At 68.0% G+C, this 15,603-nt stretch carries 12 protein-coding genes; 6 read left to right on the forward strand and 6 right to left on the reverse strand.

Annotated elements, in window-relative coordinates:
* Positions 1-33: 33 nt before the first annotated feature.
* A complete protein-coding gene (locus AC56LN_RS21180; RefSeq protein ID WP_499574565.1) occupies positions 34-615 on the reverse strand; it encodes a tetratricopeptide repeat protein in 582 nt (193 codons plus the stop codon).
* Positions 616-818: 203 nt separating this feature from the next.
* On the opposite strand from AC56LN_RS21180, the gene tssJ reads away from it, so the two are divergent.
* Genes tssJ through icmH form a run of 3 tightly spaced genes read left to right on the forward strand, consistent with a single transcriptional unit; the run spans position 819 to position 3,580 of the window.
* Positions 819-1,382 carry a type VI secretion system lipoprotein TssJ gene (gene tssJ / locus AC56LN_RS21185; protein ID WP_499574566.1) on the forward strand — a complete coding sequence of 188 codons (564 nt, stop codon included), beginning with the start codon at positions 819-821 and terminating at the stop codon, positions 1,380-1,382.
* Between the two features lie 54 nt (positions 1,383-1,436).
* Entirely contained in the window at positions 1,437-2,819 is a 1,383-nt protein-coding gene (tssK, locus tag AC56LN_RS21190) for a type VI secretion system baseplate subunit TssK (RefSeq protein ID WP_499574567.1), read from the forward strand.
* Complete coding sequence (gene icmH / locus AC56LN_RS21195) at positions 2,816-3,580, forward strand: type IVB secretion system protein IcmH/DotU (RefSeq protein ID WP_499574568.1); 765 nt, start codon at positions 2,816-2,818, stop codon at positions 3,578-3,580. Before tssK ends, icmH begins: the two co-directional genes overlap by 4 nt.
* A 42-nt stretch (positions 3,581-3,622) precedes the next feature.
* Here the strand turns inward: icmH and AC56LN_RS21200 are convergent, their stop codons facing one another.
* From AC56LN_RS21200 to AC56LN_RS21215, 4 genes are all read right to left on the reverse strand, one after another.
* A complete protein-coding gene (locus tag AC56LN_RS21200; RefSeq protein ID WP_499574569.1) occupies positions 3,623-4,387 on the reverse strand; it encodes an OmpA family protein in 765 nt (254 codons plus the stop codon).
* Position 4,388: 1 nt separating this feature from the next.
* Positions 4,389-5,336 carry a type VI secretion system-associated protein TagF gene (gene tagF / locus AC56LN_RS21205; RefSeq protein ID WP_499574570.1) on the reverse strand — a complete coding sequence of 316 codons (948 nt, stop codon included), beginning with the start codon at positions 5,334-5,336 and terminating at the stop codon, positions 4,389-4,391.
* Positions 5,336-9,094: a type VI secretion system membrane subunit TssM gene (gene tssM, locus AC56LN_RS21210; RefSeq protein WP_499574571.1), complete on the reverse strand. Its 3,759-nt coding sequence runs from the start codon at positions 9,092-9,094 to the stop codon at positions 5,336-5,338. Before tssM ends, tagF begins: the two co-directional genes overlap by 1 nt.
* A gap of 119 nt (positions 9,095-9,213) precedes the next feature.
* A complete protein-coding gene (locus AC56LN_RS21215; protein ID WP_499574572.1) occupies positions 9,214-10,062 on the reverse strand; it encodes a M15 family metallopeptidase in 849 nt (282 codons plus the stop codon).
* Between the two features lie 60 nt (positions 10,063-10,122).
* On the opposite strand from AC56LN_RS21215, the gene AC56LN_RS21220 reads away from it, so the two are divergent.
* From AC56LN_RS21220 to AC56LN_RS21230, 3 genes are all read left to right on the forward strand, one after another.
* Positions 10,123-10,836 carry a hypothetical protein gene (locus AC56LN_RS21220; RefSeq protein ID WP_499574573.1) on the forward strand — a complete coding sequence of 238 codons (714 nt, stop codon included), beginning with the start codon at positions 10,123-10,125 and terminating at the stop codon, positions 10,834-10,836.
* 87 nt (positions 10,837-10,923) lie between these two features.
* A complete protein-coding gene (locus AC56LN_RS21225; RefSeq protein ID WP_499574574.1) occupies positions 10,924-12,579 on the forward strand; it encodes a VRR-NUC domain-containing protein in 1,656 nt (551 codons plus the stop codon).
* Positions 12,518-14,866: a helicase C-terminal domain-containing protein gene (locus AC56LN_RS21230; RefSeq protein ID WP_499574575.1), complete on the forward strand. Its 2,349-nt coding sequence runs from the start codon at positions 12,518-12,520 to the stop codon at positions 14,864-14,866. Before AC56LN_RS21225 ends, AC56LN_RS21230 begins: the two co-directional genes overlap by 62 nt.
* A gap of 4 nt (positions 14,867-14,870) precedes the next feature.
* Here the strand turns inward: AC56LN_RS21230 and AC56LN_RS21235 are convergent, their stop codons facing one another.
* A complete protein-coding gene (locus AC56LN_RS21235) occupies positions 14,871-15,599 on the reverse strand; it encodes a LytR/AlgR family response regulator transcription factor (RefSeq protein ID WP_499574576.1) in 729 nt (242 codons plus the stop codon).
* Positions 15,600-15,603: the final 4 nt, after the last annotated feature.

Here is a 15,603-nt window from a genome sequence, read left to right on the forward strand (position 1 = left end):
ACTCCAGTGGGGGATGGGGTAAAGGCTGCGGCGTTATTTCAGGACATCGAACGGACTGCCGCCCGCAGGCGCCGGCGCAGGTCGCGCTGGCGCCGCCACCGCCGTCTGGGTCGGTGGTTTGCGCACCGGTGCGCGCACGACCGGGCGCGGGTTGACCAGCACTTCCTCGCCCAGGCTGGTGCGCAGCAGCCTGGCCAGATCCTGCGCCTCGCTGCGTACCGAGCCCTGCAGATTGTTCTTGCGCGTCAGGTCGGCCAGCGCCTTGCTGGCCACGCGCAGGCCGCTGACGGCCAGAATGCTGTAGGCCAGCGTGTCGTTGGGATCGCGCGCCAGGGCTTCCTGGGCATTGCTGATCGCCTCGCCATACTGGCTGGCGTCGAAGCGGATCTGCGCCATGCGCACCCACGGTTTCTTGTCGACGGGATGGGCCACGCTGGCCGATTTGAGCAGCAGGATCGCCTGTTCGGGCTGGCGCGCCGCCACTGCCGCATCGGCCTGCGCGTAGAGGTTCCCGGACACGGCGGCGCGCGGTGCGCTCCCGCCCGCCCCTTCTGTGGCGCACCCTGCCAGGACGGCGACGCCGAGCAGCATGGGTAACAGTCGTTGGCGAATCATGTTCGGCTCCGGTGGATAAACAAGCCACCATTATTCGCATCGAGACCGACGCGAAGTTGCGCACTGTCAATGGCAAGCGAATTCAGCAACCGCGTGTGGGATCGCGGTCCGAACCTGCCTGCACTTGCGCTGGCGCAGCGCATCCCGGCTGGAAACGGATTCAATCCAACGTTGGTGCTCAGGAAAATTCCAAGGAGAACGGGATGATGGCAACCCACCGCTGTGTGGTGCTCACGTTTGCCCTCGCTGCGGCGCTGTCCGGTTGCGGCGGCGGGACGCTCGGCCCACTGGCAAACCTGCGCAAGCCAACCGCGCTGGCCGAATCGCAAAAGCCGCCACGCAATGTACTGCTGCGCATGCATGCGGCGACGCGCCTGAACGTCAGCGAGCGCGGCCAGCCGCTGGCACTCGCCGTGCGCCTGTACAAGTTGCGCCAGAAGGACGCCTTCGAGGGCGCGCCATACGCAGCGTTTCTCGACCCGCAGCAGGAACGCGAGCGGCTCGGCGCCGACCTGGTGGACGTGCGCGAAATCATGCTGGTGCCGGGGCAACGTTACGAGGTCACTGAAAGCGTCACGCGCGAAGCCCGCCATATCGGCATCGTGGCGCTGTTCCACAATCCGGCAGCCGGCCACTGGCGCACGACGCTCAGCAGCGTGGACGCCGAGCGCGACGGCGTCACCATCGGCCTGCATGCCTGTGCGCTGAATGTGGCGGGCGGGCCCGCCAGTGCGGTGACGGCGCTGGCGTCTGCGCGCTGTCAATAAACGGCAAAATCCTTCCTGCAAGCTAAACAGTGTCGGACATTAAGCGAGGCCAACGTGAGCATGCCATCCAGGGTCTTGTGGGACGAAGGGTTGTTTCTGCGGCCCCAGCATTTCCAGCAGCAGGAACGCTACCATGAGGCGCGCCTGCACCAGACTGCCTGCGCGCTGCATCCGTATTGCTGGGGCGTGCGAAGGCTGACGATCGATCTCGACGCGCTCAGGAACGACGTGCTGCGCATCGAGGGGCTCTCGCTGCTGTTCCCCGAGGGCGAGGTGTACCGGGCGCCCGACGGCGACCTGCTGCCGCCACAGGTACGCCTGGCCGATCTGCCGCCGGATCTGCAAAGCGTGACGTACCACGCCGCCCTGCCGGCGCTGCGCACCCATGGCGACAACTGCGCCATCGCGATCGACGACGCGCCGGATGACGCCGATGGCGATCTGCGCTGTGCCCGTTACCAGCGCGCTACGCACGAAACACACGACCTGTACAGCACCGCCGCCGAGGCCCCCGTCACGTATCTGCGCAAGGCGCTGCGGCTGGTGGCCGATGGCGATGCGCTCGAAGCGTACGAGAGTTTTCCGCTGCTGCGCCTGCGCCGCGTGGCCACCGGCGGCTTCGAGCCCGATCCCGGCTTCATCCCGCCCAGCCTGTCGATCGATGCGGTGTCCGGCCCGGGGATGGGCCTGTACGGCGCCCTGGCGCGGCTGATGGAAAAGCTGCAGGCCAAGGTGGCCGCGCTGTATGGCGACCTGCGCGAACCGAGCCGCAACGTGGTCGAGATCCGCGGCGGCGACGTGTCGTCGTTCTGGCTCCTGCACACGGCCAGCGCCGGCTATGCGGCGCTGGCCCATTACCTGCACCACCGCGATCTGCATCCCGAACGTCTCTTCAGCGCGCTGCTGCACCTGGCCGGTGGCCTGATGACCTATTCGCGCAGCTACCGCCTGGGCGACCTGCCGTCGTATGTCCACGCCGATCCGGCGCCGCAGTTCGCGCGCCTGGACGACATCATCCGCGACCTGCTCGACACCGTGATTTCGTCGCGCTACTTCACCATCGCGCTGCGCCACGACCGGCCGTCGTACTACCATGGCGTACTCGACTCGGGCCGCATCACGCCCCAGACCACGCTGTACCTGGCGGTGGCCGCCGACCTGCCGGCGCTGCGCCTGGTCGAGACGGTGCCGCTGCAATTCAAGGTCGGCGCACCCGAAGACGTCGACCGCTGCGTGCTCTCGGCACTGCCGGGCGTGAAGCTGTTGCACGCGCCGCAGGTGCCCAGCGCGATTCCGGTGCGGCCCGACCTGGTGTACTTCGTGCTCGAGGCGCGCGCGCTGCTGTACGAGGCCATGCTCAAGGCGCAGGCGATCTCGGTGTACGTTCCCAACGGACTGCGCGAATTGCGGCTCGAACTGATCGCGGTGTCGGCATGAGCGCGTTCATCGAGCGCCGCGCCGCGCCCAAGGCCGATGCCGGCGAACACGTCATCCGCACCCAACGCCTCAGCGACATCATGTACGAGGGGTTCTATGCGCTGTTCCTGCTCAAGACAGGGTGCGGGCCGCAGGACAAGGGCGCCTTCGCCGACAACATGACCAGCTTTCTCGGCGACGTCGACCGCAGCGCCAAGGCGCTCGGCATCAGCGCCGACGATATCCAGGCGGCCAAATACGCATTCTGCTCGGCGGTCGACGAAATCATCCTGCGTTCGACCTTCGACGTGCGCGAGGCGTGGGAAACGCGGCCCCTGCAACTGCGGGTCTTCGGCGACCAGCTGGCCGGCGAACACTTCTTCCACCGCCTCGAAGACCTGCGCGCGCGCGGTGCGCAGCACGTCGAGGCGCTCGAGGTCTTCCATATGTGCCTGCTGCTGGGTTTCCAGGGGCGCTATGCGCTCGACGGCAAGGACAAGCTCGATTACCTGGTGGCGCGACTGGGCGACGAGATCGCCCGCATGCGCGGCCGCGCGCGCGGCTTCGCGCCGCAGGCTGAACGGCCGGACCAGGTGATCAACCGTGTGCGCAGCGACCTGTCGCTGTGGGTGCTGGGCGCGGTGTTCATGGTGGCCGGCCTGGGCGCGTACGTGGGCTTCCGGACGGTGCTGGGCAATGACACGCGCCACGCGCTGGCGCAGTACAACGATCTGGTCAAGCTGCCGCCGAAAGCGGCGCACGTGACGATCACCCTGCCATGATGCGCCGGCGGCCCCGGCCCGCAGGCCGCGGGCCGGGGCGCCTTACTGGATCACCTTGAACTCGATGCGCCGGTTGCGCGCCTTGCCTTCCGGCGTGCGGTTGTCAGCCACCGGCCGGTCGGGCCCCTCGCCCGATACTGCAATCAACTCGGCCGCAATCCCCTGCGCGACCACATAGTCCTTGACCGCTTCGGCGCGCGCCTGACTCAGCGACAGGTTACCGGCGCGCGAGCCGGCATTGTCCGTGTGCCCGATCACCTGTACCTTCACGCCCTTGATCTTTTGCAGCGCGGCCGTCATCCCGTCCAGCACGGCGGTGCCGGCCGGCGTCAGGGTCGCCTTGCCTGACTCGAATTCGATGATGCGGTCGGCCAGCGCTGCGTCCAGGACGCCCTGCTGCGACGCTTGCACGCGCAGGCCGTTGTTGACCGTGTAGGTGGGATTCAGGCTCGCGGCAATGTCGCCCGCGATCTGCTGGCGCTGGCCCTCGTTGAGCACATCGCCGCGCAGGCTGACACTGTTGCCGTCGATTTTCAGCTGGCCGCCTTTCACCAGGCGCAGGTTCGGCCCGATCAGGCGGCCGACATACGCGCTCCAGTTGGCGGGCGTCGACACGGTACCAACGGACAGCTGATCGACCACGCGCGCCGGACCGTAGACGCTGCGCAGGCGCTCGAGCAGCGCCGCCCGGGTGGCCTCGTCGGCCACGGTGCCGGTGATCAGGACCGGCGCTTCGGCCTGGGCATACGCGGCGCTCTGGGCCAGGCCCGCGAGTCCCAGCATGACGATCAGCGTGCGAAGTGGCATGTCAGGCTCCGATGAAGGTGGTCATGAACAGCTCGCGCGCCAGCGCCAGCGGCAGGTCGGGCTGGGCCAGCTGGCTCGCCAGCGCGCGCACGTCGGGGTCAAGCTGCAGCTGCTCGTCGATCCAGGCGGTGTGGCGCAGGCGTACCTGCAGCTCGGCGCCCACCAGCGGGTCGATCATGGCGCGCAGCGTGTCGGCCAGCGCAGCGCAAAAACCCACCACCAGCACCGGCCGCTCGTCCTGGTGCGTGATGAATAGCGCCAGGTCGAAACCGGCGCGCCGCAGGAACGGCGCGATCAGCCCGAGCCAGAATGCAGCCACCGGATAGCGCGCCGCCGTGACGAGTGGCAGCGGCAGCACGAGACTCTTGTCGAGCGTGGCTGGCTGGCTGTGCATCACCGGCTGCAGCAGCAGGCCAAGTGCCAGCACCAGCCGTTCGACGCCGCAACCGCCCAGCAGCGCGTCGAGCGAACCGAGCGTGCCGGCCTCCAGCCAGTGCAGGTAAGCATCGGCGTCCCCCAGGCCGATCGCGCTGTCGGCGATCGCCTGCAGCGAGGCCGTGGGATCGGCGTCGGCCAGCACCTTCGGACAGATGTCCTGCAGAAACTCCCACAGCGGTGCGAAGGCCACCGGGCAGTTCGCCACGAATGCCACCGGATCGGCCACCGTCAGCGTGCGCGTGGCCAGGAACGGAAAGCGGCGGCCCGACTGGTCATGGCTGGCCAGCAGGTGCCCGGCCACCGCGTGGTGACGCGCCGGGCCGACCAGGGCAAAGCTCACCGGCGCCAGCGCGTCGTAATGAAAACGCCAGCGCGCATCGGATGGCAGCAGCGTCATGACCTGCGCCAGCCACGCATCGAGCATGCCGATCGCGGCCGGGTCGTGCGCCAGCTTGACGAAGTCGGCGCGTGCCGGCAGCTTGCCGAAGTAGCCGATGCGGTCGGCGCGCATCACTGGCCTCCCGTGCTGGCCAGGGCCGGGGCCGCCGGCGGCGGCGCATCGAAGCGCCCGACGATCGTCGGCGGCAGCCGCATGCCTCGAAAACCCTGGCCCTGCGCCTGCCCGCCGCCGCCCGCCTGCGCACTGCTGACGATCTTCAGGTCGACCGCCACCGTCACATTCCCCGCGCTCCAGCGCAGCTCGAACACACCGCCATCCTTCTTCGTGCGCTGCGCGGACTCGAACAGGCGCTGCAGGCCGAACTGGCCGGGCTGGTTGAACAGTTCCACCGTGCGGCCGTCGAACGTGAGGGCCGACACGCGCGCACCCGACACGCCCTGCGGCCCCGGATGCACCATATTGCTCCAGCTGGGTGGGGTGTTGCGATAGCGGAGCTGCTGGCCGTCGATCTCGACCGTGTATTCGAGCGTGCCGGGCGCCGTGAGCGGCAGTATCTGGAACACGGTCTGCGCCGCCGTGCCGGCCGCCACGCCGTTGTTCGACAGCGGCGCGATCCAGCCCGGGAACGCAGCCACCGCCTGCGGCACGAGCGAGATGCCGATGTCGGCCCAGGTCCGCGCGGCCAGCACGTCGCCGCGCCGCACCACAAGCGGGCCCATGGCAGTGCCCACGAATTTGGCCACTGCCCCGTCGGGGCCGAACACCTGGCTGATCTCGCCTGGTGTGGCCTCCACGCTGGCCCCCTGTGCGAACGGGTACTTGGTCGCCAGCGTGCGCGTGAACGGTTCGACGACCTGCGCCTGCCAGGTCTTGTTGATCTCGGCCTCGGACGGCAGCACGATCATGGCGAAGGTCTGCGTCAGCGGACGCACGAGCAGTGGCCGCAGCGCGCTTTTCTGGCTGTCGCTCATCCCGGTCAGCATCTGCTCGTCGACGTAGCGCAGCGCCTCGGCCAGTTCCGAGCCGCTGCCCTCGAGCGTCTGCTGCATGAACTGCCTGGCGCCGGGTCCCGGATCACCCTGGTTTTTCAGCGTGTTCAGGCGCGTGCGAAGGCGCGACAGCGCATCGAGGTAACCCGTCATCAGGGACGCTTCCTTTTCCCTGGCACCGACCAGGCGCGCCACGCCGGCAAATTCGCGACCGATCGGTCCGGCGCCTTGCGCACCGCCCGCCAACTCGCCGGGATCGATGGCGTCGGCCAGCGTGCGCGCGTCGGACGGGGCCCGGCGCAGGATTTTTTGCTTGATCCACTCGGCGACGCCGCGCTCGGTCTTGCTCGCGGGCAGGCGCAATCCGCCCGGATTGTCCCAAACGGTCTCTTCATGGATCGTGCGCAGCAGCCTGGCGATGGGCGAGGATTGCGGATCGCCCAGCCGATTCATCGCCTGCACGCTGGCATCGAAGCCGCGCAGGTCGGTGATCGTCACGCCCTGCAGGAACTTGACCCACTCGCGTGCGTAGTCGGCCTTGTACAGGTCGACCAGCGCCTTCTGGATCTGCTCGGGACTGCCCTCGAGCGTCAGGTCGTCACGCGCCGTGGTCTTGAGCACCCAGTCGACGGTATTGAGTTCGCGGCTCGATGCTTCACGGATCGCGCCCAGCACGAACTTGTCCCACGCTGCGCGGGTGAACGCGCCGCTGACCGCATGGCTGCCGGCCACCAGGGCGCCATCCTGTTCGCCGACGATGCGCGCCACCGTCACCGCCGGGAAACGCGTCGCGGCGCGCGTGCGGATATCGGCGTACACGCGCTCGCGCGCCGGCGTGCCGCGCACGACGCGCCGCAGGTGCTCGCGGGTGGTGTCGAGCAGGCCCAGCTTGAGCGTCATCTGCGGCCAGGCGGGGTCATCGATATTGGCCAGGTGGAAGCTCAGCAGGCGCTCGGCGCTGCGGATCATCTGCTCGCGAGGCATCGCGCCGCGGTTCGCTTCCAGCCAGCCGCGCCAGTAACGCGTCAGCTGGTCGTTCAGGTGCCCCGGCTCGGCGTGACTTTTCTCGCCAAGCATCAGGTAGGTCTTGAGTGCGTTGTAGGCGTCGCCGACACTGGTGGGCGACGCATCCTGGTAGGGTTGGCCGGGCCTGGGCGCCGGCGTGGCGGCCTGGCGCGACGGATCGAGGCTGGCGGCGTTGGCGTTGACCTCGGTGAGCATGGTTTCGAGCGCCGCCGTCACGGGTTCGACCATCACCGCGCGCACGCCGGCGAAGTATTCGTCGCGCAGCTTGCGCGATAGCTGCCCGCCCTGGTACAGGCCCAAGCCCAGCGCCCACGGCTTGTCCTGCTGGTAGCCGCCCAGCAGCTCGATGCGGTCCTGCAGGATGTCGAGCGCTTCCAGCCGCGACTGCAGGTCGATCCTCCCGGCCTGCAGCCTGGTGACTTTATCGAGGTCAGCCTGCACATTGGCCACCAGCTGGCGGTTGCCGAGGTACGACCAGGACCAGCCGCCCATCGCGCAGCCGAGCAGGATCGTGGCCCCGAAGAACAGGCCCAGCTTCCAGCGCGCCGCCGCCGGTTTCGTGTAGCGCTTGACCAGGTCGCGGTCGGCGAAGATCACCTTGCGAAACAGGTCGCGCAAAAAGTAGCCCGTTTGCTCGCCTGCCGGCGTCGCGACAGCGCCCTCGCGTTCGCCGAGCGCCAGGTCGAAACGACTGGCTACGCGCAGGCTCGACAGGTCTTGCACGCTGCCTTCCTGCAGCGCGCTGGTAAAGTAAAAGCCGCGAAACACGGGCTTGAACTGGTACGTGTTTTCGTCGAACAGCGTGGCCAGGAAGGCGCGCAGCGGCGTGCGGATCGCCGCGAATTCGAGCGGAAAGGTGAACACGCCCGGGCGCATCAGCGTGCTGCGGTTCGCCCCCATCCCGGCCAGGCTCATCTCTTTCAGGCCATCGACGAGTTCTTCGAACTGCGCGTCGAAAAATGCCAGCACGTCCTGCGGCGCGCTGCGGCGGTTGTAGCGCAGCGTGGCGCCCCAGATGCGTTCGCGCTCGGCCTGTTCGCTGTCACTGAAAAAATCCAGGAATCCCGCCACCAGGTCGACTTTGGTGAACACGACATACACGGGGGGATGCACGCCCAGGCGCTCGGTCAGCTCCTGCATGCGGGTACGCAGGTTCTTGGCGAGTTCATGCGATGCCGTGGCCGGGCCAGCCATGAGTTCGGCCACGCTCACGGCAATCAGGATGCCGTTGACCGGCGCGCGCTGGCGATGGCGGCGCAGCAGGTCGAGGAAGCCGAACCACTCGTCGCGGTCGTCTTCCTGGACCGAATAGCGGCCGGCCGTGTCGAGCAGGATGCCATCGGTGGTGAAGAACCAGTCGCAGTTGCGGGTGCCGCCCACACCCTGCAGCGCCTTGTTGCCGGGAATCGGAAACGTCAATCCCGAGCGGACGATGGCGCTGCTCTTGCCCGCCGCCGGGTTGCCGATGACCATGTACCAGGGCAGTTCGTACAGCGCGGCGGCCCCGCGCGTCAGGCCCAGCTTGGATGTCTTGATGGTGCTGACCGCATCGAGCAGGTTCTTGCGCAGCACGGCGACGTCGCCCTTGCTGCCATCGTTCGCGCCATCGTCCCCGGCATCCTCCGTGGCGATGGCCGACGCGAGCCTGCGCCCTTCGCGCGCACGCCAGGCACGCCGGATCATCCACCCGACGCCCCAGATACCGAGCAAGGCCAGGCCCACGATGGCAGACCACACGAGGCCAATGTCCAGCGCCACGGCGCCGAGCACCAGCAGCGCCGCGACGGCCGCCACGCCGATCAGGATCAGGATCGGCAGGCGGCTGTCGGACAGGAACTTCCAGAATCGTGCCATGGCGGGGCCCAGGTCCGTTGAAAAAAGAGTCTCACAGGAAATGCTCGCATGCGCATGGCCGCCGTCGCTTGAGCGGGCGCAACACGGCGGACTTGGTGCAACGCTCAGTCATCGCTGCGTCACCGCTGCATCACCCCGCGCAGGCGCAGCTCGGTGTGGCCAAAATCCATCACTTTCCAGCGTCCACCCCAGGTCAGCCCCAGCGATTCGGCCACCTGCCCGTAGACCTGATAGCCGCGCATCGCCCAAGGGTCTTTTTCTGAAATGACCAGCTTGCCGTCGCGCAGGAACGCGCAGTCGCCGGCCAGGCCGTACTGGTGCCAGCTCTGGAACGCGCGCGCATTGGTGACGTTGCTGCCACTGGCGGCCAGTGCATCCTGGCGCGCCGGGCTGCGGTAGCCTTCGAGCAGCGCCATCTCGTAGCCGTGCTGCTCCTTCATGATCTTGAATGCCAGCAGCAGGCGCGCACTGAAATCGGGGTGCAGCAGGCCCCAGTTGCGGCTCGCGCCCACGAGCATCGGCCGCACCAGTTCCACTTCGGCTGTGGTAAACACGTCGGGCGGCAGCGCCACGGGGGGCGCCAGCTGTTCGCCGGCCAGCAGCGCCGCCACTTGCTCGTCCGGCATGGCGGCGCTGCCTTCGTACACGGGCAGCATGGCGGGATTGCTCAGCGCCAGCGCCAGCAGCGACGGAATCAGGATCACCGGCGCGCCGATGGCAAGCAGCACCCGATGCCGGCGCACGGCGCGCACGGTGCGCACGATCCGCTCGCGGACGGTGAGCCCGGCGGTGTTGCGTGCGGCATCCAGCGCCCTTCCACCCGCGTGACGCCAGGCACCGGCACGCCGCGCCAGCGCGCGCAGGCTGCCGATGCTGCGCGTTGCCAGTGCGCGACCGGCCGGGAACACGGCAAGCCAGATCAGGCCGGATGCGCCACAAACGTACAGAAGCGCGATAAAAATCAGCATCGGTACCTCCGGGATTGTTTCTAATCGGAACAAGAAAAATCCCATCTTAGGAGTGCTGCCGTGCGTCCACCCGACGAAAATCAAGCGAACCCCACGCACCCGCACCTGCGGCCCAATCTGATGTCATCGGCGCGGCGCGGCGGCAACGAAGACAGCATCCTCGCCAAGCTCGAACGCGAGCCGGCCCGCCGCGCCTTGGCAGGCGGCAGCGGCCTGCGGCTGGCCTGGTATGGCGGCGCCGTCGTCGTCGCGCTGGGGCTGACCTGCACACTGGCCTGGCTGGCGGCGGGGCAGGACGCGTTACCCAGGTTGGAAGTCGCGCGCGCAGGCGACGCGGCGCGCAGCATGGTCGCGGCGGAAGAACCGGTTGCGCCGGCAGCGTCTGCCCTGATCGTCGACGCCGCGCCGCCGGTCCCGGTGTCGACCGTGGTCGCGACGGCAGACCTCGCACCCCATCCGCTGCCGCCGCTGCGCCTGCTGAAACCGGCGCCAGTCAAGCCCACACGCACGCCCGCTGTGACGGAACGCAGCGTGGCCATCGTGCGGGCCACGGCGCCCGTCCCGCCACCGGCGCGCACGCGCGCTGCCGTACCGCGCCAGCCAGCCCGGCCGGCAAAACATGCGTTACCGGCACGCATCGCCGAGGTGCCGGACAGCGATGTCGCCTTGATTTCGGCCGTCATCTATCACGCCAATGGCCACGCCGTGCCTGAACCCGACGCGGACCCGGCGCGTTGCGCCGACGACGCCTGTCGTCCACGGCCAACGCGCTAGCACCGCACCGGACGATCGCGCCGAAACTGCTGGATTCCCCGTCCACCCGCGCTTATACTGTACATAAGAACAGTAACGCAGGTGGTCATGATCAGGTTGTTGGAAAACGAGTTTTATTATCTGGACAACTTTCAGCGCGTTCTCGACTGGATCGGCGAACGCTATGCCGACCTGCTCGACGCGCAGGAGCACGCGTTCCTGGCCGCCTTCCCTGCCCTGCCGCATGCGGCACGCGCGCTGTTCGTGCGCATGGTCATGCGAAAAGGCACGCTGTTTCGCGCCAGCAAATTGCGCTACGCCGAGATCGGCTGCCCGGTAGAAGCCGCCGGCCATCTGCTCGGCACCGGCTGGATCGAAGCCGATCCCGAACTGTCGCTCGACGAGCTGTTCGACCTGCTCTCCAAGCCCGAAGTTGCCCAGGCCTTCCCGCACCTGCGCCAGAAAAGCGCGCGCAAGGGCGACCTGCTCGAAACCTTGCGCGCCGACTGCGCCGATCCCCGCCGCTTCTCGGGCTGGTACGGCGATTGTCCGGACGTCGCCTGGCGCATTCTCGTCAAGCCGCTGTGCGACCGCCTGCGTCTGGTTTTTTTCGGCAACCTGCGCCAGGGCTGGACCGACTTCGTGCTGTCCGACCTGGGCCTGTTCCGCTACGAGCAGGTCGACATCTCACCGGCCTCGCGCGGTTTCCGCCAGCGCGCCGACATCGACCACTACATCCTGCTGCACGCATGCCGCGAGCGCTTCGCTGCCGGTGAAGCGGTCGAGGATGTCGTGCGCGACCTGCCCGAGCATGCGTTCGACAACGATTGGCTGGCCAGCCGGCGTGAAAAGCTCGTGTTCCAGATCGGCCAGCACTACGAAAAGCAAAAGGACTGGGACGGCGCGTTTGCCGCCTACGCACGCTGCCGCTACCCCGGCGCGCGGGGCCGCGCGATTCGCGTCCTTGAAAAACACGAGCGCTTTAACGACGCCTGGGCCCTGCTGACCGAGGCCCAGGCCGCACCCGAAAACGACGCCGAGCGCCAGCACCTGGCCCGCATCGCGCCGCGCCTGGCACGCCGCCTGGGCCACGCGCGCCTCGGCCGGCTGCCGAAGACCGAGGTGCAGCGCATCGACCTGCGCCTGGCACCGCCGAACGGCGAGCGCTGGGTCGAGGGCGCGGTGCGCGACCATCTGACGCAAGACGGCGCGCCCGTGTTCTATGTCGAAAACGCGCTGGCCAATACGCTGTTTGGCCTGCTGTGCTGGCGCGCGATCTTCGCCGCCATCCCCGGCGCCTTCTTCCACCCGTTCCACCGCGGGCCGGCCGACCTGTACAGCGCCGACTTCTACGGGCGCCGCCTGGCCGAATTCTCTGCCTGCTTCGACGAACTCGAGTCAGGCGCCTACCGCGACACGATCCGCGCGACCTACCGCGACAAGGCCGGCCTGCAGTCCCCATTCGTGCACTGGGACGGCATCAGCCTCGAGCTGGTCGAACTGGCCCTCGATTGCATCCCGGCCGCGCACCTGCGCAAGTGGTGCGAGCGGATCCTGGCCGACGTGCGCGAAAACCGCACCGGCTTTCCCGACCTGATCCAGTTCTTCCCCCTCGAAGGCCGCTACACGATGATCGAAGTGAAGGGCCCGGGCGACCGCCTGCAGGACAACCAGCAGCGCTGGATCGAGTACTGCGCCGCGCATGCGATGCCGGTGGCGGTCTGCTACCTGGTCTGGGATCTGGCGCCCGAAATGGCGGCCTGATTTGACCGGCACCACGCAACCCGCCTACACGATCGCCGTGCGCGCGCTGTGCGAGTTCACCGCCAAGGCGGGTGACCTCGACCTGCGCTTCACGCCCTCGCCCAGCGCGCAGGAAGGCATCGCCGGCCACGCCGTCGTCGCCGCACGCCGGGGCGACGGCTACCGCGCCGAACTGCCGCTGTCCGGCGAATGGAACGGCTTGCGCGTGCGCGGTCGCGCCGATGGCTACGACGAAACCGAAAACCTGATCGAAGAGATCAAAACGCACCGCGGCCGCCCCGAGTCCATCCCCGACAACCACCGTTACCTGCACTGGGCGCAGGTGCGCGTGTATGGCCACCTGCTGTGCCAGGAGCGCGGCCTGGACGCAGTCAACCTGGCCCTGGTCTACTACGACATCGGCAGCGGCGTTGAAACAGTGCTGCGTGAACAGCGCGACCGCGCGTGGCTGCAGACCCATTTTGCGGGCCTGTGCGAACGCTTCTCCAGCTGGGCTGCGCAGGAAAGCGCGCACCGCGCCGAGCGCAATGACGCGCTGACGCACCTGCGCTTCCCGCATGCCGACTTCCGGCCCGGCCAGCGCCACCTTGCCGAGAGCATCTACCGCGCCAATACCAGCGGGCGCTGCCTGCTGGCGCAAGCGCCGACCGGCATCGGTAAAACGGTCGGCAGCCTGTTCCCGACGTTGAAGGCCATGCCGCAGCAAGGCATCGACAAGGTGTTTTTCCTGGCTGCGAAAACGCCGGGCCGGCGCCTGGCACTCGATGGCGCGGCCAAACTGTGCTCCGCAACGTCAACCCCGCTGCGCGTGCTGGAACTGACCGCGCGCGACAAGGCCTGCGAGCATCCGGACAAGGCGTGCCACGGCGACGCCTGCCCGCTGGCGCGTGGCTTTTACGACCGCCTGCCGGCCGCGCGCGCCGCTGCGGCTGATGTGTTGGTGCTGGACCGCGAAGCGCTGCGCACCGTCGCCCTCGAACACGACGTCTGCCCGTACTACCTGGGCAGCGAGATGACGCGCTGGGTCGACATGATCGTTGGCGACTACAACTATTATTTCGACGGCGGCGCGATGCTGTACGCGCTGGCGCAGGCCAACGGCTGGAAGGCCAGCGTGCTGGTCGACGAAGCCCACAACCTGGTCAACCGCGCGCGCTCGATGTACAGCGCCGAGATCGACCGCGAGTTGCTGCGCGCCGCGCGCGCCGTCGCGCCTCCCGCGGTCAAGAAAGCGCTGGAACGCGTCGGTCGCGCCTGGACCAATGTCGACAAAGGTGCCCCCGCGCCGTACCAGCTGCTCGAGTCGATGCCGGCGAAACTGGTCGACGCGCTGCAGGATGCGTCCAGCACCATCAACGAACACCTGGCCGCGTTCCCCGGTCCGCTCGACCCCGACCTGCAGCGTTTCCACTTCGACGCATTGCAGTTTGCACGCCTGGCCGAGTCGTTTGGCCCGCACTCTCTCGTGGACCTGTCGCGCGACGCCGACCGCCCTACCCTGCGCGATTCGACGATCTGCATCCGCAACGTGGTGCCGGCGCCGTTCCTCGGTCCGCGCTTTGCTGCGTCGCATTCGAGCACGCTGTTCTCCGGTACGCTCGGCACCTGGCAATACTGCACCGATACACTTGGACTGCCGGCCAACACGGCCTGGGTCGAGGTGGATTCGCCGTTCACGGCCAGCCAGCTCGACGTCCATGTCGCCAAGGGCATCTCGACCCGCTACCAGGCGCGCGCCGCATCGGTGCAACCGATCGCCGAACTGATCGCGCGCCAGTTCCACGAACGTCCCGGCAACTACCTGGCGTTCTTCAGCAGCTTCGACTACATGGACCAGGTGGCGGGCGCGCTGGCGAAGCTGGATCCTGGCGTGACGGCCTGGCGCCAGGAACGCCGCATGAGCGAGACCGCGCGCCAGGGATTCATCGACCGCTTCGCCATTGGCGGCGCCGGTGTTGGCTTTGCGGTGCTGGGCGGCGCATTCGGCGAAGGCGTCGACCTGCCGGGCGAGCGCCTGATCGGCGCATTTGTCGCCACGCTCGGCCTGCCGCAGGTCAATCCCGTCAACGAGCAGCTGCGCGAGCGGATGCAGACGTTGTTCGGCGCCGGCTATGACTATACGTACCTGTACCCGGGCATCCAGAAAGTGGTGCAGGCGGCCGGACGGGTGATCCGCACCGAACAGGATCGCGGCGTGGTGTGGCTGATCGACGACCGCTTCGCCCAGCCGGGCATCCGCGCGCTCATGCCGGCCTGGTGGGAGCTGGGCGCGCACAATTCGCGCTGAACGCTTACGCCAATAGCTCGCGGATGCGCTGGTAGCCGCTGCGGCTGATGGGCAGCTTGACACCGCTTTTCAGCACGGCGCAGTGACTGTCCTTGCTCACCGGTTCGATGCGCGCGATGGCGCCCAGGTTCACGATGTGCGAGCGGTGGATGCGCACGAAGATGGCGGGATCGAGCTGTGCCTCGAGTTCGGCCAGGCTGCCATGCTTGAGGTACTGCCTGCCGTCCGCGCACACCGCGACATAATCGTCCTGCGCCTCGATGTAGTCGACACTGGCCGTTGGCACCACGTGCACACGGGCGCCATCGCGAATCAGGATGCGCTCGATGGGCGTGTGGCGCGCCGCTGCCTCCTTGACCACGGCCTCGATCTGTGCCGGCCGGGCGTTTCGCAGGCGCGCCTGCGCCAGCGCTTCGCCCAGGCGCGCGCGTGAGAACGGCTTGAGCAGGTAATCGATCGCATGCACCTCGAACGCCCGCAGCGCAAACTGGTCGTAGGCCGTGGCGAAGATGTAGTGCGGCTTGCTGCCGGCCAGTTCGACCACCTCGAAGCCGTCGAGTTTCGGCATCTGGATGTCGAGGAAGACCAGCTCGGGGCCGAGCTCCGCGATCGCCTTGACCGCCTCGAAGCCGTTCGCGCATTCGCCGACGATCTCGACGTCCGCGTGCGTCGTCAGGTATTCGCGCAGCACGGCGCGCGCCAGGTATTCATCGTCCACGATCAGAACCCGCATGCGT

Source organism: Telluria sp. ZT3P26, from assembly GCF_059686035.1.

Excerpts from the sequence above, each read along its gene's own strand:
- AC56LN_RS21180 (WP_499574565.1), bottom strand. The coding sequence starts at position 615 with ATGATTCGCCAACGACTGTTACCCATGCTGCTCGGCGTCGCCGTCCTG.
- tssJ (WP_499574566.1), top strand. The coding sequence starts at position 819 with ATGATGGCAACCCACCGCTGTGTGGTGCTCACGTTTGCCCTCGCTGCG.
- icmH (WP_499574568.1), top strand. The coding sequence starts at position 2,816 with ATGAGCGCGTTCATCGAGCGCCGCGCCGCGCCCAAGGCCGATGCCGGC.
- AC56LN_RS21200 (WP_499574569.1), bottom strand. The coding sequence starts at position 4,387 with ATGCCACTTCGCACGCTGATCGTCATGCTGGGACTCGCGGGCCTGGCC.
- tagF (WP_499574570.1), bottom strand. The coding sequence starts at position 5,336 with ATGCGCGCCGACCGCATCGGCTACTTCGGCAAGCTGCCGGCACGCGCC.
- tssM (WP_499574571.1), bottom strand. The coding sequence starts at position 9,094 with ATGGCACGATTCTGGAAGTTCCTGTCCGACAGCCGCCTGCCGATCCTG.
- AC56LN_RS21215 (WP_499574572.1), bottom strand. The coding sequence starts at position 10,062 with ATGCTGATTTTTATCGCGCTTCTGTACGTTTGTGGCGCATCCGGCCTG.
- AC56LN_RS21225 (WP_499574574.1), top strand. The coding sequence starts at position 10,924 with ATGATCAGGTTGTTGGAAAACGAGTTTTATTATCTGGACAACTTTCAG.
- AC56LN_RS21230 (WP_499574575.1), top strand. The coding sequence starts at position 12,518 with ATGCGATGCCGGTGGCGGTCTGCTACCTGGTCTGGGATCTGGCGCCCG.
- AC56LN_RS21235 (WP_499574576.1), bottom strand. The coding sequence starts at position 15,599 with ATGCGGGTTCTGATCGTGGACGATGAATACCTGGCGCGCGCCGTGCTG.